This window comes from Streptomyces sp. TSRI0281, from assembly GCF_001905125.1.
Taxonomy (GTDB): Bacteria; Actinomycetota; Actinomycetes; order Streptomycetales; family Streptomycetaceae; genus Streptomyces.
Window position 1 is genome coordinate 20,456 of sequence record NZ_LWLE01000001.1, and the last position, 19,295, is coordinate 39,750.

Below are 19,295 nucleotides of genomic sequence, written 5' to 3' on the forward strand. Positions count from 1 at the left end.
CGGTGCTTGCCTCACCCGACATCGAGTGAGCGGATTAATCAGATTCGCCTACTTATACGGGGCTCCTTCACGGCGCTCCGCCCCCGTCCCGGAGGTGATGTCGTGTCAGGCAGAATCCTGCGCGCGGTCTGCACGGCGGCACTGGCCGCACTCGTCGCGACCTCCCCCGCCACCGCCTCGCCCGCCTCCCCCGTCGATCCGGGCCCCGCCCCGTCCGGGGAGTCCACGCCGGCGGGGGAAAAACCCGGGGAGGAAGCCGGAGCCGAGGACACGGACGCGGATGTAGAAGCGGACGTAGACGTAGAAGCAGACGTAGAAGCGGATCCGAACCTGGACCTGGACACGGACGCCGCCTCGGGCGCGGACGCCGACCCCGGCCTCGGCGCGGACGCCCCCGAGGCGGGCAACGGACCCGGAACCTCCAGGAGCATCGGCGAGCTGCTGACGGAGCTACGGACGCTCTATCAGCAGGCCGAAGAGGCCACCGAGACCTACAACGGCACCGCGGAGGAGCTGAAGAAGCGCACCGCGGCGACCAGGAAACTGACCTCCGATCTCGCGAAGGCCCGGCTCGCCCTCGACGGCAGCCGGGATGACGCGGGGCGGCTGGCCCGTGAGCAGTACCAGGGCCGGTCCGAGTACTCCGCGTATCTGCATCTGCTGCTGGCCCGCGACCCCGTACACGCCCTGGACCAGAGCCATGTCATCGAGCGGGCAGCCGCCGGACGGGCGGCGACCGTGAACCGGCTCACCGGTGCCGAGAAGCGCGCCGCCGCGCTGGCGACCGCCTCCCGCAAGGCGCTGGCCGAGCAGCGGACGCTGACCGCGAAGCAGAAGAAGCAGCGCGACAGCGTGCGGTCGAAGCTGAACAAGGTCGAGGCACTGCTGGCCACGCTCTCCGCCGAGCAGCTCGCCGGGCTGGCGACGCTGGAGGGGCGGAACACGGCGAAGGCCCAGCGCGAGCTGGTCGCCTCGGGGGCGCTCAGCTCGACCCGGCCACCGACCGAACAGGGCGGTGACGCCGTGGCGTTCGCGGTCGAACAGATCGGCAAACCGTATCTGTGGGGAGCGGAGGGCCCGGACTCCTTCGACTGCTCCGGGCTCACCTCGCAAGCCTGGTCGAAGGCGGGGCGCGCCATTCCGCGGACGTCGCAGGAGCAGTGGCGGCAGCTGCCGAAGGTGCCCATGGAGTCGCTGCGCCCCGGCGACCTGGTGATCTACTTCCCGAAGGCGACCCATGTAGCGCTGTACATCGGCAACGGCAGGGTGGTGCAGGCGCCGCGCCCCGGGGCCTCGGTGAAGGTGTCGCCGGTCGCGTCGAACCCGCTGCTGGGCGCGGTCCGCCCCGATCCGCAGGGCACGCCGCTGAGCACGTACACACCGCCGGAGCTGCCCGAGGGAGCGTCGGAGGGCTCGGACGAGGGGTACAGCCCGGGCACGGCCCCGGACGCGTAGACCGGCACATGCGGCGGCCGGGCCGGCAGGTCGACACATCGACTCCGGCCCGGCCCGGCCGCCGGATGTACGGGGTCAGGCCCCGGAGACCTCGGCGAGGTACGCGTTCGTCTTCTCGGGCTCGAAGAAGAAGTTGTCGAAGTCCGCCGGGTCGTTGAACCCGTTGGCGAAGCGGTCGGCGACCGGCTGGAGCTGACCGGCGGCGCCGATCAGGTTCAGGACGTGCTCCGGCGGTACGCCGAGCATCGCGTTGGTCCACTTCGTGACGTGCTGCGCGGTGTCCCAGTAACGGTCGAACGTGGACTGCATCCACTCCGCGTCGAACTCGCGGTCGCCGTGCTCGATGATCGAGTCCAGATACGCGTTCGCGCACTTGGAAGCCGAGTTGGAGCCCTGCCCGGTGATCGGGTCGTTGGCGACGACCACGTCGGCCACGCCGAGGACCAGACCGCCGCCGGGCAGCCGGCCGATCGGCTTGCGGACGGTCGGGGCGTAACGGCCCGCCAGGGTGCCGTTGGCGTCGGTCAGCTCGACCTTGGTGGCGCGCGCGTACTCCCACGGGGTGAACTTCTCCATGAGCTCCAGCGTCTTGGCGAGGTGCTCGGACGGGTCCTTGATGCCCTGGAAGACGTCCAGCGGACCGCCCGGGATGCCCTCCCAGAACAGGATGTCCGCACGGCCGGAGGTGGTCAGGGTCGGCATCACGAACAGCTCGCCGACGCCCGGTACCAGGTTGCAGCGGACCGCGTCGAAGTCGGGGTGCTCGGGGCGCACGCCCATGCCGTGCACATACGCGACCGCCAGCGCACGCTGCGGGGCGTCGAACGGCGAACGGGACGCGTCCCGGCCGAACATGGAGACCAGCTCGCCCTTGCCGGCCGAGACCATCACCAGGTCGTAGGTGCGGGAGAAGTAGTCCAGGTCGGAGACGGCCGCACCGTGGATCACGAGCTGACCGCCGCGCTGGGCGAAGGTCTCCATCCAGCCGGCCATCTTCACGCGCTGGTCGACGGACTGGGCGAACCCGTCCAGCTTGCCGACCCAGTCGACGGCCCGCGAGGAGTCCGGGGCGGCGACCGAGACGCCCAGGCCCTGGATCTTCGGCGCCTGCGACTCCCAGAAGTTGAGCTGGTAGTCGCGCTCGTGCTGGAGGGCGGTGTGGAACATGCACTGGGTCGACATGACCCGGCCGGACCGGATCTCGTCGGCCGTGCGGTTGGACATCAGGGTGACTTCGTACCCTCTCGACTGAAGGCCGAGGGCGAGCTGGAGACCGGACTGACCGGCTCCGACTATGAGTATCTTCCGCATCGCGGTTTCTCCGTTACGTGTTTCCGGCTGACGCCGTGGCTCTACGCCGGGGTGGCGTCGAGAGCGTGGCCGACCAGGGCCAGCAGCGACTCGACGACCGTGATCCTGTTGCGCGCGTCCATGATCACAACAGGTACGTGCGGGGGTACGGTCAGGGCCTCCCTGACGTCCTCCGCCTCGTAACCGGGCGTGCCCTCGAAGTGGTTGACAGCCACGATGTACGGCAGTCCGCAGCTCTCGAAGTAGTCCAGAGCGGGGAAGCAGTCGGCGAGCCGCCGGGTGTCGGCGAGCACGACCGCGCCGATCGCGCCGCGCACCAGGTCGTCCCACATGAACCAGAAGCGCTGCTGGCCGGGTGTGCCGAAGACGTACAGGACAAGGTCGTCGTCGAGCGTGAGCCGGCCGAAGTCCATCGCGACGGTCGTGGTGGTCTTCTCGGGCGTCGCGGAGAGATCGTCGGTCTCCTCGCTGGCCTGGGTCATCAGCGCTTCGGTCTTCAGCGGAGTGATCTCGGAGACCGAGCCGACGAAGGTCGTCTTGCCCACCCCGAATCCGCCCGCGACCACGATCTTGGTGGCGATGGGGGCACGGGTGTGGTCGAGCTGCCAGCTCTGGATCGATTCGTCGGCCTGGTCCCTGGGCCCCGGCTGACGCGGGGCGAAGAGCGGCGACTCAGAGACGACGGAGTCCATTGAGCACCCTTTCGAGCAGTGCGCGGTCGGGCTGGCCGGCGCCGTGGCCGGTTCCGTACACGCGGATCTTTCCTTGGTCGGCCAAGTCGCTGAGCAGCACCCGGACCACGCCGAGGGGCATCTTCAGCAGGGCCGAGATCTCCGCGACCGTACGCATCCGGCGGCAGAGTTCCACGATGGCCTGGAGCTCCGGCATCACACGCGAGGCGAGGTTGCCGTTGGTGAGCTCGCGGCGCTCCTCGGGTGCCTCCAGCGCGGCGACGAACGTCTCGACGAGCAGGACGTGGCCGAAGCGGGTGCGGCCCCCGGTGAGGGAGTACGGGCGGACCCGTGCGGGCTTCTTGTCGGACCCGCGGACGGGGAGCCTGCGGGCGGGTTCAGCAGCGGACGTCACTGGGTGCTCTCCATCGATTTGCGCAGCTCACTGCGGAGTTCGGGGGTGAGGACGTGTCCGGCACGGCCGACGAAGAGGGCCATGTGGTACGCGATGACGCTCATGTCGCAGTCGGGGGTGGCGTGCACACCGAGCAGGGAGCCGTCGCTGATCGACATGACGAAGACGCTGCCCTCGTCCATGGCGACCATCGTCTGCTTGACGCCTCCGCCGTCCATCAGCTTCGCGGCTCCCACGGTGAGGGAGCCGATACCGGAGACGATGGTGGCGAGATCGGCGCTGGACCCCCTGGGCCCGTCCTGGCGGCCTTCCGTGCGGGCGGTCAGATGGCCGGGATCGGAGGAGAGCAGCATGAGTCCGTCGGACGAGACGACGGTGACCGAGTGGACCCCTGGCACCTCCTCCACCAGATTGCTCAGCAACCAGTGAAGGTTCCGGGCTTCGGTACTCAGCCCGAATGTGCTGGGCGCAGTCAACTGCGTGCCTCCTCGACTGTGTCCCCCGTCTCATCGGTCCGGTCATCCGTGCGGCCGGTCAGCTCAGTGTGCTCGGTCGGTGAACTGCGCTCGGTGTGTGCGGTGTGTGCGGTGCGCGCGCCCTGGTCGGTGACGGCCACCTGGCCGGTGCTCTCGGCGATCTCCACCTCGACATCGCGCCGGCCGTCCTTCGCGCCCTGGTGGAAGCCGCCGAGCCGACGGCGCAGGGCTTCCTTGTCGAGGCTGCCCTTGCGCTCGGTGGCGGGTGTCGCGGCGGGCTGGACGACCTTGGGGGTGCGCTTGGGCAGCCCCTTGTCGGTGATCCGCCCGGCCGACGGCTGCCGGGGCCCGGGAAGGGTGTCCACCGCCGGGGCGGGCGCGGGTGCGGGTGCGGCGGGCGGCTCCGGTGCCACCGGGGCGGCGTACGGCTCCCGGGCGGCCGGGACGGGCTGCGTGGGGCCGGTGTCGGCGGGACGTTCGTGCCGGTCGGGGCCGATCGCGTACGGGTCCGAGGTCTCCTCCGGCACCACCGGGAGCCGCACCTGGAGGGTGATCTCGGACTCGGACGGCGTGTGCGCGGACTCGGACGGCGTGTGCTCCGGCGCGGTCGGCGTGTACTCCGGCTCGTCCGGCGCCTGCGCGGCGGTCGGCGCCCGCTCCGGCTCGGACGGCGTCTGCTCGGGGCCGGTCGGCGCCTGCTCGGGCGCGGGGGCCGGAGCCTGCGCTTCTGCGGCCGGCTGGACCCCGGCGTCCCGGATCGCCTGCTCGGCGGCGGCGATCAGCGGGTCGACGGAATCGCTGGGTTCGACCGGTTCGACGGATTCGACAGGTGCGACGGATTCGGCGGGGGCGACAGGTGCGACGGGTTCGGCGGGTTCGGCGGGGGCCGCGAGTGAACGGCTGGGCAGTGCGTTGGAGTTGGCCTCGGCGACCGAGCCCGGCAGGTGCAGCGACGGCGTGTCCCCGGACTTCGGCACCGGCGGCGGCGAGGCGGCCGGAAGTGCCTTCGGCAGCAGGGACTGGGGCAGGACGACGACAGCCGTCACTCCACTCCCCTTCTGCTCGCGCAGCTGGACCCGTACGCCGTGGCGCGCGGCCAGCAGCGAGGTCACCTGAAGCCCGAGCCCGGCGCCGTCGGCATTCTGCTCCCCCGCCTCGAACGAGGTCGGGTCGGCCAGCCTGGCATTGAGTTCGCCCATCCGGACCGACGACATGCCGATGCCCTCGTCCTGCACGGAGAGCATCACCTCACCGGTCTCCAGCAGCCAGCCGGAGAGCTCGACATGGGAATCCGGCGGCGAGAAGGCGGTCGCGTTCTCCAGGAGTTCGGCGACCAGGTGACTGAGGTCGTCCGCGGCGAAGCCCGCGATCTGGGCGTGCGGCGGCAGGGACTGGATGGTGACCCGTTCGTACCGCTCGATCTCGCTGACGGCCGCGCGCAGGACGTCGACCAGCGGGATCGGGCTCGGGTGGCTGTGGCCGTGCTCGGCGCCCGCGAGGACCAGCATGTTCTCGCTGTGCCGGCGCATGACGGTCGCCATGTGGTCCAGCTTGAAGAGCGTGCCCAGGCGATCCGGGTCCTGCTCGCGCTCCTCCAGGCTCTCGATGACGCCGAGCTGACGCTCGACCAGACCGAGGGTGCGCAGCGAGAGGTTGACGAAGGTGTGGTGGACCGTGTTCTTCAGCCGCTCCAGCTGTGCGGCGAGGTCCGCCGCGTGGACCTGGAGTTCGGCCCGCTGGAGGGTGAGGGCCTCGCGGCCCGCGATCAGTTCGCCCCGCTCGCTCTGGAGGTTCTCGAAGCGTCCGGTGAACTCGTTATGCAGCCCGTGCAGCTTGCCGTGCAGCGTGTTCATCGACCGGACGACCTGGGCGAACTCGTCGTTGCGGCCGGTGTAGCGGACCGGTTCCGCGCTCTCCGGTTCGCTCGCGAGGCGGGCGGCGCCGATCCTGAGGACGGCGAGCGGCTGGGTCAGTGTGCGGGCGACCGCGGTGGAGACGCCGACGGCGATCAGGAAGCAGCCGCCGAGCAGCGCGATGCTCAGTTCGAGCGCGGTGACGTCGTCGTCGCGCAGCCCCTCCAGCCGTTGGACCTGGGCGGTGCCGAGGGCGGACTCGACGCTGCGCATCCGGTCGATCCGGGCGGAGAGCGCCGCCCCGACCTTCTCGGCGTCCGCCTCGCGGTCCGACGCGGAGAGCTCGGGCCGGTCGGTGAGCCTGGAGAGGTACTTCTCCGCGCTGTTGACCTCGGACCCGGTGACGACGGTGGCCAGCTTGTCCCGGGCGACGGGGCTCGCCGCCTGGTCGAAGTCGGCGAGCGAGGCCAGTTCGCGCACCCGGGCCTGCTGGGCGGCGGCGCTCAGCTCGTCCCGGTCGCGGTCGCCCTCGGTGTCGCCCTCGTCCTGGGTCTCCAGCGGCAGCCCGGTGAGGGGGTCGGTCTGCGTCTCCGTGGCCTTCTTGCCGGGGACGGCGAGGGCGGCGAGGAGAAGCCCGCGGGTGGCGGACGCCTGCTCGACGGCACCGCCCAGCGCCAGCGGGGCACGGGTGGCCTCGGCGGCGCGCGGCGGGGTCTTCTCGGCGAGCTCGTCGGCGAGGTCGTGGAGCTTGGAGATGACCTCGGAGTACGCCTGGTGGGCGTCCAGGGCCGATCCCTTGCCGGTGAGGGCGTCACGGCGCAGGGAGGGAACGGTGGAGAGGTCGCGGCGCAGCGTGGCGGGTGCGGCGGCGCGGATCTCGTCGATCTGCTGGTCCACCCGGGTGCTGCGGCTCTTGGCGTCGGCGTTCCTGCCGTTCCTGCCGTTCTTGCCGTCGCCCTTTCCGCCCGCGTCCCGGCCGGCGGCGATGTACGCGGTGACCGTGTCGCGCTCGTCGGCGAGGGAGTGCGCGAGGGTGATCGCCTGCTGGTTCAGCTCGGCGAGGGTGACCAGGCTCTGGGACTCGTTCAGTTCTGAGGAGGCGTCAAGAGCGGCGGGCGCACCCGCCGCGATGACGGTGATCCCGACGACTGCCACTCCCGCGACCAGCCGACTGCGTACCCGCACGGTCCGCTTGTCGGCGCCCGCCACCGGAGGCATCGCCCCGGAACCGTCGCGCGTGCTGCCCTTGCTCCGCGGCCGCTTCTTCTGCACCGGTGCTCGCAATCTTGACTCGTCCACCCTTGAAGCGGAGGTGACGCTCGGTCACGTAAAAAGGCGCCCCGCTCCTGGTACGGCTTCCGACCATTCCAGTGCTTTTGAGAGGGGGGCGCGCATCAACCGCTCCGCCACTCGAACGAGTGAACATCACTCCTGAGTTGGCGAACAAGTCTGCCCGCGCGCCCTCTCGGCCACACATGGCCGCCGAGGTGGAACTTCCGCCCCGGCTTTGGCAGGATGCCCGCCCGCACGCCGGGCGGAGCCGTTCCTTCCGCCTTGAGGGACCGTACTGACCTGCCGGTACGAGCCAACGACCTTCTCGTGCAGGCCCCGTGAAGAGTGCGTGCAGACTGGCTGTATGCGCATCGAACTCGCCTCCGCACCCGGCAGTCCCGAACGCCCCAACGAAGACTGGACCTCGACCATTCTTCCCGCGTCCGGGCAGGGTGGAACGCTGGTCCTGCTGGATGGCGTCACACCACCTCAGGGCAACGTCGGATGTGTGCACCCGGTTCCCTGGTTCACCGCGCGGCTGGGTGGCGCACTGGCCGAACTGTCGGGTTCGCGACGAGATCTGACGCTTACCGAGATCCTTTCGGAGTCCATCCGGCGCACCGCCGACGCCCATCGCCCGACGTGTGACCTTTCTCACGTACGCACGCCTCAGGCAACCGTCGTCCTGGCACGCTGGGGCGAACACACGGTCGAGTACCTGGTGCTCTCCGACTCGGTCCTCCTTCTGGAGGCGGCGGACGGGACGGTGCGGCCCGTTCTCGACGACCGGCTCGACCGGCTGCCGCCCGGTTCCCTGGCCTCCGACGCGATCGCCGACGCACGGGCTCGCAACAAGGAGGGCGGCTTCTTCACGGCCGCCGCCGACCCCTCGGTGGCGTCACGTTCCGTGACCGGGGAGGTCCCGTCGACGGAGGTCCGCTCGCTGGCCGCGCTGTCGGACGGGGCGGGGCGCTGGACGGAGACGTTCCGCGAGGGCGACTGGGCGGCCGCTCTGGGGCTTCTGCGCAAGGTGGGGCCCCAGGGGCTGATCGACCGGGTGCGGGAGCTGGAGAACGCCGACACCGACCGCGCGTATCTGCGCCGCAGCAAGACGCATGACGATGCCACGGCGGTGTTCGTGGAGCTCTGAGGGCCGTCCCGCGGTTTCCTTCCCCGGGGCGTCCCGGCGGCAGGGGTGACGGCCGCCCGGCGCCCGGTTCTCCGCTCCGGCGCGCACACCCGCCTCCGGCGTACGCGTCAGCCTCCGGCGTACATGTCAGTCCTCCGCGCGGGCGTTGAAGTGCTGCAGCAGCCGGGCCAGTTCCGCCACCTCGGCCCGGTCCCAGTCCGCGAGCTTGCTCACATAGCGGCTGCGACGGGCGTCGCGGACGCTGCGGAAGCGGGCCAGACCCTCGTCGGTGAGATGGACCAGCCAGGCGCGGCCGTCCGCCGGATCGGGTTCACGTGCCACCAGTCCGAGGTCTTCCAGGGCGCGCAGTTGACGGCTCATCGTCGCCTTGCCGACGCCGAAGTAGCCCGCGAGTTCGGTGGCGCGCTGACGCCCCGCCGACTCCAGGCGTACGAGAAGGCCGTAGGCGGCCGACTCCAGGTCGGGGTGCACCTCGCGGGCCATCTCGCCCGAGTTGGCCCGCGCCCGGCGCAGAAAGACCGCCAACTCACGCTCCAGCGCGAGGAATTCGTGGTCCACACCACTTCCCGCGCTGGCACCGGGCCCCTGCCCGCTATGGCTCCCGTGCACGTCAGCACCCCTCATACGCTTTCCCGCCGATGAAAGTTTCTTTCGCCGTCGGCCATCACCGCAGCTCGGTCAGTATTTCGCAGGCGTAGACCAACGGCAGCGCGCAGGCCCCCTTCCGCCGCACGGGTCTACGTGCGTAGCGTCAGGTCTGTCACGAGTGGCATGAACACACCATGATGCCCTCGCGGGAGCGGCCCCCCAACCGCCCCCGGGTCAGCAGCTCCCCCATGCTCCCCCCACCGAGTCCTCGGAGGCACGCACCATGCCCGTGCTCAGATCCGGTTCGCCCCGCCGCTCGCGCTTCGCCGCCGCGGGAACCCTGCTCGCAGCCTTCTCCCTCCTCCTCGCCCTGCCCGGCACGGCCGCGGCCGGCGACACCCCCGCCCGCGGTACCGCCCGGATGGGCCAGGGCGTCATCGAACACGACGGCCAGGGCGGACTGCCGCGCGACCCGCGCGCCGTGCAGACCGAAGGCGTGGACGTCAGCGGACACCAGAACGCCGTCGACTGGGCGACGCTCTGGAACAGCGGCGTGCGCTGGGCCTACGTGAAGGCCACCGAAGGCACGTACTACAGGAACGAGGACTTCGCCCAGCAGTACAACGGCTCCTACAACGTCGGGATGATCCGGGGCTCGTACCACTTCGCCACCCCGAACACGACCGGCGGAGCGGCCCAGGCGAACTACTTCGTGGACAACGGCGGCGGCTGGTCCAGGGACGGCAAGACACTGCCGGGCGCGCTGGACATCGAGTGGAACCCGTACGGAGCCCAGTGCTACGGCCTGTCCCAGGCGGGCATGGTCGCCTGGATACGCGACTTCGTGAACACCTACAGGGCACGCACCGGACGGGACCCGGTGATCTACACCGCGACCAGCTGGTGGCAGACGTGCACGGGCAACAATGCCAGTTTCGGGGCGACCAACCCGCTCTGGGTGGCCCGCTACGACTCGACCGTCGGAGCGCTCCCGGCCGGCTGGGGCTTCTACACGATGTGGCAGTACACCTCGTCCGGCCCGACGGTCGGCGACCACAACCGCTTCAACGGCGCCCTCGACCGCGTACGGGCGCTGGCCAACGGCTGACCGGCCCGAGGAACCGCACGACCGAGCCCCGGTGACAGCAGGTGTCACCGGGGCTCCGCGCTGCGCGCACCCCACTATGAACACCATGTATACGTGCTGTGTATAGTCCTGGCCGTACCGCACGGGTGTGCGGATCTTACGTTCATGGAGGAGTGACCCGCCTTGCCCAGGAAGACGAAGTCGTTCGGCACCGGGTTGGCTGCCGTCCTTGTGACCGCGCTCACGCTCACGCTGAGCGGCTGCTCGATGGAGACGACCGCTCCGGGCTCGGCACGTCAGGACGCCGCATCCGATGCCAAGGGCTCGTTCGGCCCGGTGGACTGCCGCAAGGCCAAGTGCATAGCCCTCACCTTCGACGCCGGTCCGGCGAAGGACACCCCGCATCTCCTGGACATCCTCAAGGAGAAGAAGGTGCACGCCACCTTCTTCCTGCTCGGCAGGGACCACGTCCTCAAGCACCCCGACACGGTGCAGCGCATCGAGGACGAGGGCCACGAGGTGGCCAACCACACCTGGTCGCACGAGATCCTCACGGACAAGAAGCCCGACGAGATACGCGCCGAGCTGAAGAAGACCCAGGACGCCATCGCGAAGATCACCGGGAAGAAGCCCCGGCTGATGCGTCCGCCGCAGGGCCGCACCGACGACACGGTCTCCGACATCAGCAAGGACCTGGGGCTCTCGCAGATCCTCTGGAGCGCCACCGCCAAGGACTACTCGACGAACGACTCCGCGCTGATCAAGAAGCGGATACTCGACCAGGCGGGCAAGGACGGCATCATCCTGCTCCACGACATCTACAAGGGCACCGTGCCGGCCGTGCCGGGCATCATCGACGCGCTCCAGAAGAAGGGCTACACCTTCGTGACGGTCCCCGAGCTGATGGCCCCCGCCACCCCGGAGCCGGGCACCATCTACCGCCCTTAGCAAGCCCTGACCGCTGCTGACCGCTGCTGACCGCCGAGGGTGTCGGCACGGGCGACGACGCCAGGCACCGATGTCCGCACGCGGAACGGCCCGCCCCCCGTTGACTCGGGTGGGCGGGCCGTCCGTACCGGCCGCGCACCTGGTGCCACGCCCGTCACGCCGTGGCACCTAGGCGGCTGCCGGGATCCTCTCCTCGACCCTGGCCGAGGCCGGGGCGAGGGCGATCTCCAGCACCTGGCGGACATCGGTCACCGGGTGGACCTCCAGCGTGTCGAGGACCTCGGCGGGGACGTCGTCCAGATCGGCCTCGTTCCGCTTGGGGATCACCACGGTGGTGATGCCCGCGCGGTGGGCCGCCAGGAGCTTCTGCTTCAGACCGCCGATCGGCAGCACCCGTCCGGTCAGCGACACCTCGCCGGTCATCGCCACATCCGTACGGACCAGCCGCCCGGAGAGCAGCGAGGCCAGCGCCGTCGTCATGGTGATACCGGCACTGGGCCCGTCCTTGGGAACCGCGCCCGCCGGGAAGTGGATGTGCGCGCCGCGGTCCTTGAGGTCCGCGACCGGCAGTTCCAGTTCCGCTCCGTGGGACCGCAGGAAACTCAGCGCGATCTGCGCCGATTCCTTCATGACATCGCCCAGCTGGCCGGTGAGGGTCAGCCCGGACGCCCCGGTCTCCGGGTCGGCCAGCGACGCCTCCACGAACAGCACGTCACCGCCGGCTCCGGTCACCGCGAGACCGGTGGCCACGCCCGGCACCGCGGTACGGCGCTCGGCCGGGTCCTGGGCGGACTCGGGAACGTGGTGCGGCCGCCCGATCAGACCGCGCAGATCCTTCTCGGTCACCGTGAACGGCAGCTCCCGGTCGCCCAGTTCGTGCTGGGCCGCGACCTTGCGGAGCAGCCGGGCGACGGCGCGTTCCAGGTTCCGTACGCCCGCTTCGCGGGTGTACTCGCCCGCCAGCCTGCGCAGCGCGGACTCGTCGAGGCCGACCTCGTCCTTCTCCAGACCGGCCCGCTCCAGCTGGCGCGGGAGCAGGTGGTCACGGGCGATGACGACCTTCTCGTCCTCGGTGTAGCCGTCGAGCCGGACCAGCTCCATCCGGTCGAGCAGCGCCTCCGGGATGGCCTCCAGCACATTGGCCGTGGCCAGGAACACCACGTCGCTGAGGTCGAGTTCGACCTCCAGGTAGTGGTCGCGGAAGGTGTGGTTCTGGGCCGGGTCCAGGACTTCGAGGAGGGCGGCGGCCGGGTCGCCCCGGAAGTCCGAGCCGACCTTGTCGATCTCGTCGAGCAGGACGACCGGGTTCATCGAACCGGCCTCCTTGATGGCCCGCACGATGCGTCCGGGGAGGGCGCCCACGTACGTACGCCGGTGGCCCCGGATCTCCGCCTCGTCCCGGACACCGCCGAGCGCGACGCGGACGAACTTGCGGCCCATGGAGTGTGCGACGGACTCACCGAGCGAGGTCTTGCCGACGCCGGGAGGGCCCACGAGCGCGAGCACGGCACCGCCGCGCCGCCCGCCGACCACTCCGAGTCCCCGGTCGGCACGCCGCTTGCGCACCGCGAGGTACTCGGTGATCCGTTCCTTCACGTCCGCCAGGCCCGCGTGCTCGGCGTCCAGGATCTCCCGCGCGCCGCGGATGTCGTAGGCGTCCTCGGTGCGCTCGGTCCAGGGAAGTTCGAGAACGGTGTCCAGCCAGGTCCGGATCCAGGAACCCTCCGGGCTCTGGTCGGAGGAGCGCTCCAGCTTGTCGACCTCCTTGAGCGCGGCCTCGCGGACGTGCGCGGGGAGGTCGGCGGCCTCGACGCGGGCCCGGTAGTCGTCGGACTCGTCCTCCGGGTCGCCGTTGAGCTCGGAGAGCTCCTTGCGCACGGCGTCGAGCTGACGCCGCAGCAGGAATTCGCGCTGCTGCTTGTCGACGCCCTCCTGGACGTCCTTGGCGATGGACTCGGCGACATCCTGCTCGGCGAGGTGCTCACCGAGCCACTGGATGGCGAGCTTCAGCCGGGCGACCGCGTCCGTGGTCTCCAGCAGCTGGACCTTCTGCGTAGTGGTCAGGAAGGGTGAGTAGCCGGAATTGTCCGCCAGTGCGGAGATGTCCTCGATCTGCTGGACCCGGTCCACGACCTGCCAGGCTCCCCGCTTCTTCAGCCAGCTGGTGGCGAGCGCCTTGTACTCCTTGACGAGCTCCGCCGCGGAGCCGGGCAGCGGGTCGGGAACGACCACGTCGATCCGGGTCCCCTCCACCCACAGCGCTCCACCGGGACCACTCGTCCCGGCCCCGATCCGCACCCGGTCACGGGCCCGGATGAGCGCGCCCGGGTCGCCGTCCGACAGACGGCCGACCTGCTCGACGGTGCCGAGGACACCGGTCCCCGTGTACGTCCCGTCGATCCTTGGCACCAGCAGCACCTCGGGCTTGCCGTCGCCCGGACGCGCGGCGGCCTGAGCGGCCTCGACGGCGGCCCGCACCTCCGCGTCCGACAGATCCAGCGGCACCACCATTCCGGGCAGTACGACTTCGTCGTCGAGCGGCAGCACGGGCAGGTCGATCGTTGTGAACGCCTTGGACTCCGTAGTCATGATCTCCCCTTCGGCAGGCAAGTTGAGCTATGTGGACTCAATGCACCTGAGCGGCCGATTGTTCCCCGTCCGGTGTTCGCTCTGAGCGATCGGCCGCTTCCGCTGCCTGCGCGCCGCCCTGCCTCAGCACCTCCCGTGCCTCCGTACCGGGTGCAACACCCGCGGAGCCTCCCGCCTTCCATGAAGGAGCCTCCCGCCTTCCATGAACCGGATACGGTCCGGCCGTCGATAGGGAGGGTGTGAGGCTGTTGCGCCCTGCGGGGGAGGGCCCGGGACACCGGGACGACGGGATCGACGAGGACGACGGGCACCGTGCGGACGGGAGGGACGAGGACGCGGCACTGCTGCGGGCGGTCGCGCGGGGGGACGCGGTGGCCCTGGGCACGCTGTACGACCGGCACTCCGGCTGGCTCCACGCCCGGCTGAGCCGCCGGTGCCCGGACGCCGAGACCGTGCGGGAGGTGCTTCAGGACACCTTCGTGGCCGTGTGGCGGTCCGCCGGAACGCACCGGGGCGGGCCGGCGGGCGGCTGGCTGTGGGTGATCGCCGCCCGTCGGCTCGTCGACGCCCAGCGGGCCGCGGCCCGACTGGACCGGACCGCCGACACGGGGTGGAGCACCACCGTGCCCTCCACCGAGGAACGGGTGCTGGCCGGACTGGAGTACGGGGACGTGGGCGACGCGCTCGACCGGATCCCGCCCGAGCTGGGTGAGGTGCTGCGCGCGACGGTCGTCGACGGCCTGACGACCCGGGAGGCCGCGCGGCTGCTCGGCATCCCGGAAGGCACGGTCAAGACCCGCGCGCTGCGGGCCAGACGCGAACTGCGCGCCGCCCTGGCCCGGCCGGCGCCGAACGACGCCCCACTGGGAGGCACGGCATGAGGCACGGCAGGACATCGGGAGCTGCCACGAACGCGGGCCGGCACGTGGGTCAGGAGTCGGCGGCACGGTACGCGGACGGCACGGCGTCCGGGACGGCTGCCCGGTCGCTGGAGGAACACATCGAGATCTGCGGGACCTGCGCGGCCCGTGTGTCGTCGGCGGTCCGGGCCCGGGGAGCGACGGCGGCGGTACTGGCCGACGTCCGGGCGGCGGTGCTGACCGCGGCACTCGCCGAGCCCGGTGGGGCCCACGAGACGCGTGGGACCGGTGAGGCGGTCACCGCGCCGCCGATCCCTCCGATCGCCCCGATCCCCGCCATCGCCCCGATCCCCACGGTCGCCCGGGTTCCCGCCATCGCCCGGGTCCTCTGGGCGGCGGGGCCCGCCCTGCGCGGGCCCTGGTTGCTGGCGCTCGTGCTGGTGGCCGTGGGGGCGGTGGCCCTGGCGTACGGGGCGGGGCTCGGAGCCTCGGCGCGTCCGCTGCTGCTCGTGACCGCGCCGGTGCTCCCGCTCGCCGGGGTCGTCGTCTCGTACGGACGGTATGCCGACCCCCTGCACGAGATCGCCGCCTCGACCCCGTCCGGCGGGGTGGGGCTGCTGCTGACCAGGTCCGCCGCCGTGCTCGGGGTGAGCATTCCGGCGCTGACCTGCGCCGGTGCGCTGCTGCCCGCCTCGGCGGGCGGCCCCGGTGCCGCGGCGTGGCTGCTGCCGGGGCTGGCGATGACCCTCGCGGCGCTCGCCCTCGGCTCGTACATCGGCTGCCGCGCGGGCGCCTCGGTCGTCGCGGCGGGATGGGCCGCAGCGGTCGTCCTGCCCACCATCGGCGCGGCGCCGGGGGCCGCCGCGCTGGTGGCCGGGGCCGCCCCGTACTTCGCGGGGCCGGGCATCCAGGTCTGCTGGGCGGCCGGTGCCCTCGTATGCGCGGCGCTGATCGCCGTACGCCGTAGATCCTTCGACCATCTGGAGACGTTGTGAGCGTAAAGGTCACCAGACTGACCGTCCGGCACCGCAGGAAAGCCGTGCTGGACGCCGTCGACCTGGACTTCGCGCCGGGCGTACACGGCCTGCTCGGTCCGAACGGCGCGGGCAAGACCTCGCTGATCCGGATCCTGGCGACCGTGGCGGCCCCCGCCGAAGGCCGGGTGGAGCTGCTCGGCAACGAGGTCGGCGCCGCGTCGGACCACCGCGGCCGGTCGGCGGTGCGGCGCAGGCTCGGATATCTGCCGCAGGAGTTCGGCCACTACCCCGGCTTCACGGTCCGCGAGTTCATCGCCTATGTGGCCTGGCTCAAGGAGATGGACGGGGCGCGGGTGGCGTCGGCCGTGGAACGCGCCGTGGAACGCGTGGGTCTGGCGGACCGGATCGACACGAAGGTGAAGACGCTGTCCGGGGGCATGATCCGGCGCGTCGGTATCGCCCAGGCCATCGTCAACGAACCGGCGCTGCTGCTGCTCGACGAGCCGACCGCCGGGCTGGACCCGGAACAGCGCGTCGAGTTCCGGGCGCTGCTGCGGGAGCTGGGAGAGACGTCCACCGTGATCGTGTCCACGCATCTGGTCGAGGACGTCGCCGCGGCCTGCACCGATGTGACGCTGATCGAGACCGGCCGGATCGCCTACCGGGGCACGACCGCAGAGCTCATCGAGCTGGGCGGCGAGCCGGACGGGCTCGGCGGCAACCCCATCGAGCGTGGCTACACCACCGCCCTGCGCGCACACCGTACGGAGGTGGCGGCCCGATGACGGACACCATGAGCCCGCCGGAGCCCACCGGTGCGGCTCCTTCACCCGCGCCGCGGCCGTCTCCGCACGCCGCCCGGTCCGTGCTCCGCGCCGAGCTGCGGCGCGGCTCCGTCCCGTGGACGGGACCCGCCGTCGCCCTGGCCGTCCTGGTCCCGATGGTGACCAAGGCGGACGAGTGGCAGGGGAGCTGGGGTGAGACCCAGGGGCTGCTGCACTCGGCCGCCACCCTGATCGCGGGGCCGCTCGCCGCGGCCGCGGGCTGCTGGCAGGGCGGCCGGGAGCACCGGCGCCGGACCGCCGGGCTGTGGCTGTCGGTGCCCCGAGGCCGGCCGGCCCGGCTGGTGATGGCGGCCCTGCCCGTCGCGCTGTGGGCGGCCGTCGGCTATCTCGTCGCGCTGGCCGGGGTGTCCGTGGCGACCTGGCCGTACACCGGGGCGGGCGGCCCGTCGGCCGCGGTCGCCGTCATCGACCTCTGCGCGCTGGTGTCCCTGACCTTCGTGGGCTTCGTGGTGGGGCGGGTGTGCCGTTGGCGGCTGACCGCCCCGGTGCTCGCGGCGGTCGGGTACGTCGGCCTGGGCGCCCCGTCCTCTCTGTCGTCCGATGCCCGGTTCCTGAATCCCGCCCAGCAGTTCGAGCTGCACGGGACCGTGCCCGTCTGGTGGTTCGCACCCGTCATGGTGATCTGGGTGGGCGGCCTCGCGCTCGCGCCGGTGCTCGGATACGCGGCCCGGCGCCGGTACCTCGCTCTGGTGCCGCTCGCCGTGGCGGCCTCGGTGGCGCCGCTGATCGTGGGCACCGGCGAGGGGCTGTTCCGGGACGATCCGGTGGCGGCCCGGCTGATCTGCGGCGACACCGTCCCGCAGATCTGCGTGGGCGGGCTGGACGGCCCGCTGCTGCCCCGGGCGTCCGAGGCGCTGTCCGGGATGCTGTCCCGGCTGGACGGCGTTCCGGGAGCGCCGGTGCGTTACGTGGACCCCGCCGTGCGCCCCGGCGCGGACGAATCGGCCCTGCCGTCCCTGACCCGGGGCTGGAGCGTCGTACGCGACGAGTTTCCCGACCCCGTGGACTACGCCGCCCAGACCGTGTGGCAGCTGACCGCCCGCGACTGCCCGGCTTCCCTGGAGCAGAACGACCCGGCGGGCGCCGCGCGGATGTGGGAGACCGATGACGCCGTGGCCGGCTACCTGGCGGACCGGGACGAGGCCTTCCCCGATCCCCCGCATCCGGCGCGGCTCACCGCCATGCCGGACGGCGAACGCAAGGTCTGGCTCGGGCGCTTCCTGGCCTCGCGCGGCAGCTGCGATCCGCAGGAGGTTCCGGCGCTGTGACCGCCCCCGAGCCCCGTTCCGCACGCCGCCGGGCGCCTTCGCTCGCGCCTCGCGCCACCCCGCCCGCGACCTCTCCGGCCGGCCTGCCCGCGCGCCTTCCGCGCCTGCCCACCCTCTACCTCCGCTCCCGCGCTTTCCCGGCCACCGCCGTGGCGGTGGCCGGGCTCGCCCTCCTCGCCGCGTGGGCCTCCCACGGGCTGGGTCACGGGCCCGGCTTCGACTCCGCTGCCCGCGTCGCGGTGACGGTGTTCGCCCCGTTGTTCGCCTCGGCCGCCATCGGTACCAGCCTGTTCTCGCACAGCGACGAGCTGGACCGTACGGCCGCACGCCGGTGGTGGCCGCGCCGGCTGGGGCATCTGCTGGCCCTGACCGTGCTGGCCGCCGGGGCGCTCGCCCTGGCCGTTCCGGAGCAGTTCGGCGCCGCCGCGACGGTGCGCAACGTGCTGGGCGCGACCGGGGTGACGGTGGCCGCGGCAGCCCTGTCCGGGGCCGGTACGAGCTGGCTGCCGATGACGCTCTACGGCAGCGCGGTCTATCTGGCGGCACCCCGCGCCCCGGGCGGGGCCGCGGCCTTCTGGGCCTGGCCGATGCAGCCGGGAGGGCAGGCCGCCGCGTGGGCGATGGCGCTGTCCGCGTACGTGGCCGGGGTCGCCCTCTTCATCCTGCGCGGCCCACGCCCGGAGCGGCCCTGACGTACCGGACCGGCCGCCCAGCCGCTCCGGTACGTCGAAGAGTTGGCCCTTCCGGTACGTCAAAGAGTTGGCCCTCGCCGCGTCCCGCGCGCCAGGATGGCCGCACACCGACCGCCACCACCGGATACCGGAGAGCAACCACATGTCCGCCAGCACCGGCCCCGTCACGCTCGACCGACGCGAAGGACCGTACGGCGAGGTCGTCCTGCGCGAGCGCGGGGCGGACTTCGAGATCATCGCCAACGGCTGTTTCCTGATGGACACCTCGGACGGGCGGTCCGAGCGTCTGCTGATCGACGCGGCGCTCGCGGCCCTCCCGGACGGGCGGCCCGGTCCCGCCGTCCTCATCGGCGGACTCGGGGTCGGATTCTCGCTGGCGCGGGCCGCCGCCGAGGAGCGCTGGGGGCGGATCGTCGTCGTCGAGCGGGAGCAGGCGATCGTCGACTGGCACCGGCAGGGGCCGCTGGACCGGATCTCCGCCGCGGCGCTGGCCGACGCACGGACCGAGATCCTGCACACGGACCTCGTCGCGCACCTGCGGACGACCACGGAGCGTTACGACGCTCTCTGCCTGGACATCGACAACGGACCCGACTGGACCGTCACGGACGACAACGGAAACCTCTACTCCCCCGCCGGTCTGGCGGACTGCCTGGCACGTCTGACGCCGGGCGGAGTGCTCGCCGTCTGGTCCGCGCAGCCGTCCCCCGCCTTCGAACAAGCTTTGCGGAATGCCGGGTTCAGTGGGGTAAGGACGGAAGAGGTAGCCGTTGCCCGAGGTGTGCCCGACGTGGTCCATCTCGCACTTCGGACGATCTGAACCCCCCGCCCGGTGTGC

General features: G+C 71.8%; 17 protein-coding genes. 10 read left to right on the top strand and 7 right to left on the bottom strand.

Going from position 1 to position 19,295, the window contains the following annotated elements; all coding sequences use genetic code 11:
• The first annotated feature begins 102 nt into the window (after positions 1–102).
• Positions 103–1,455: a C40 family peptidase gene (locus tag A6A29_RS00090; RefSeq protein WP_073717840.1), complete on the top strand. Its 1,353-nt coding sequence runs from the start codon at positions 103–105 to the stop codon at positions 1,453–1,455.
• 75 nt (positions 1,456–1,530) lie between these two features.
• Here A6A29_RS00090 and A6A29_RS00095 read toward each other — a convergent pair whose 3' ends face one another.
• From A6A29_RS00095 to A6A29_RS00115, 5 genes are read right to left on the bottom strand one after another with little or no spacing between them, the layout of a single operon-like run.
• Positions 1,531–2,766, bottom strand: a complete 1,236-nt coding sequence (locus A6A29_RS00095; RefSeq protein WP_073717841.1) for a styrene monooxygenase/indole monooxygenase family protein — start codon at positions 2,764–2,766, stop codon at positions 1,531–1,533.
• 41 nt (positions 2,767–2,807) lie between these two features.
• Positions 2,808–3,458: a GTP-binding protein gene (locus A6A29_RS00100; RefSeq protein ID WP_073717842.1), complete on the bottom strand. Its 651-nt coding sequence runs from the start codon at positions 3,456–3,458 to the stop codon at positions 2,808–2,810.
• Positions 3,439–3,852, bottom strand: coding sequence for a DUF742 domain-containing protein (locus A6A29_RS00105; RefSeq protein ID WP_073717843.1), 414 nt, complete (start codon positions 3,850–3,852; stop codon positions 3,439–3,441). The genes A6A29_RS00100 and A6A29_RS00105 overlap by 20 nt, the downstream gene beginning before the upstream one ends.
• Complete coding sequence (locus A6A29_RS00110) at positions 3,849–4,328, bottom strand: roadblock/LC7 domain-containing protein (RefSeq protein WP_073717844.1); 480 nt, start codon at positions 4,326–4,328, stop codon at positions 3,849–3,851. The genes A6A29_RS00105 and A6A29_RS00110 overlap by 4 nt, the downstream gene beginning before the upstream one ends.
• On the bottom strand, positions 4,325–7,453 hold the full coding sequence (locus A6A29_RS00115; RefSeq protein WP_073717845.1) for a sensor histidine kinase: 3,129 nt from the start codon (positions 7,451–7,453) through the stop codon (positions 4,325–4,327). Before A6A29_RS00115 ends, A6A29_RS00110 begins: the two co-directional genes overlap by 4 nt.
• A 364-nt stretch (positions 7,454–7,817) precedes the next feature.
• Here A6A29_RS00115 and A6A29_RS00120 point away from each other — a divergent pair, with 364 nt between their 5' ends.
• Positions 7,818–8,603 carry a hypothetical protein gene (locus A6A29_RS00120; protein ID WP_073717846.1) on the top strand — a complete coding sequence of 262 codons (786 nt, stop codon included), beginning with the start codon at positions 7,818–7,820 and terminating at the stop codon, positions 8,601–8,603.
• Positions 8,604–8,729: 126 nt separating this feature from the next.
• On the opposite strand, the gene A6A29_RS00125 is transcribed toward A6A29_RS00120, so the two are convergent.
• Positions 8,730–9,227: a MarR family winged helix-turn-helix transcriptional regulator gene (locus A6A29_RS00125; protein WP_107468112.1), complete on the bottom strand. Its 498-nt coding sequence runs from the start codon at positions 9,225–9,227 to the stop codon at positions 8,730–8,732.
• A gap of 247 nt (positions 9,228–9,474) precedes the next feature.
• Here A6A29_RS00125 and A6A29_RS00130 point away from each other — a divergent pair, with 247 nt between their 5' ends.
• Together A6A29_RS00130 and A6A29_RS00135 are read left to right on the top strand one after the other, a co-directional pair.
• Positions 9,475–10,299, top strand: coding sequence for a lysozyme (locus A6A29_RS00130; RefSeq protein WP_073717847.1), 825 nt, complete (start codon positions 9,475–9,477; stop codon positions 10,297–10,299).
• A gap of 246 nt (positions 10,300–10,545) precedes the next feature.
• A complete protein-coding gene (locus tag A6A29_RS00135) occupies positions 10,546–11,226 on the top strand; it encodes a polysaccharide deacetylase family protein (RefSeq protein ID WP_385727163.1) in 681 nt (226 codons plus the stop codon).
• Between the two features lie 168 nt (positions 11,227–11,394).
• Here A6A29_RS00135 and lon read toward each other — a convergent pair whose 3' ends face one another.
• The gene (gene lon, locus A6A29_RS00140; RefSeq protein WP_073717849.1) at positions 11,395–13,815 is read right to left on the bottom strand and encodes an endopeptidase La; all 2,421 of its coding nucleotides are present in this window, start codon (positions 13,813–13,815) and stop codon (positions 11,395–11,397) included.
• Positions 13,816–14,054: 239 nt separating this feature from the next.
• Here lon and A6A29_RS00145 point away from each other — a divergent pair, with 239 nt between their 5' ends.
• The 6 genes from A6A29_RS00145 to A6A29_RS00170 all read left to right on the top strand — a co-directional run bounded on the left by A6A29_RS00145 (position 14,055) and on the right by A6A29_RS00170 (position 19,277).
• Positions 14,055–14,696: an RNA polymerase sigma factor gene (locus A6A29_RS00145; protein ID WP_079182514.1), complete on the top strand. Its 642-nt coding sequence runs from the start codon at positions 14,055–14,057 to the stop codon at positions 14,694–14,696.
• On the top strand, positions 14,693–15,670 hold the full coding sequence (locus A6A29_RS00150; protein ID WP_073717850.1) for a hypothetical protein: 978 nt from the start codon (positions 14,693–14,695) through the stop codon (positions 15,668–15,670). The genes A6A29_RS00145 and A6A29_RS00150 overlap by 4 nt, the downstream gene beginning before the upstream one ends.
• On the top strand, positions 15,667–16,437 hold the full coding sequence (locus A6A29_RS00155; protein ID WP_073717851.1) for an ABC transporter ATP-binding protein: 771 nt from the start codon (positions 15,667–15,669) through the stop codon (positions 16,435–16,437). The genes A6A29_RS00150 and A6A29_RS00155 overlap by 4 nt, the downstream gene beginning before the upstream one ends.
• Positions 16,434–17,765 (top strand): hypothetical protein, encoded by a 1,332-nt coding sequence (locus tag A6A29_RS00160; protein ID WP_241838272.1) that lies wholly within the window; start codon positions 16,434–16,436, stop codon positions 17,763–17,765. Before A6A29_RS00155 ends, A6A29_RS00160 begins: the two co-directional genes overlap by 4 nt.
• A 104-nt stretch (positions 17,766–17,869) precedes the next feature.
• Complete coding sequence (locus A6A29_RS00165; protein WP_073718905.1) at positions 17,870–18,457, top strand: hypothetical protein; 588 nt, start codon at positions 17,870–17,872, stop codon at positions 18,455–18,457.
• Positions 18,458–18,599: 142 nt separating this feature from the next.
• Positions 18,600–19,277 carry a spermidine synthase gene (locus A6A29_RS00170; protein WP_073717852.1) on the top strand — a complete coding sequence of 226 codons (678 nt, stop codon included), beginning with the start codon at positions 18,600–18,602 and terminating at the stop codon, positions 19,275–19,277.
• The last annotated feature ends 18 nt before the right edge of the window (positions 19,278–19,295 follow it).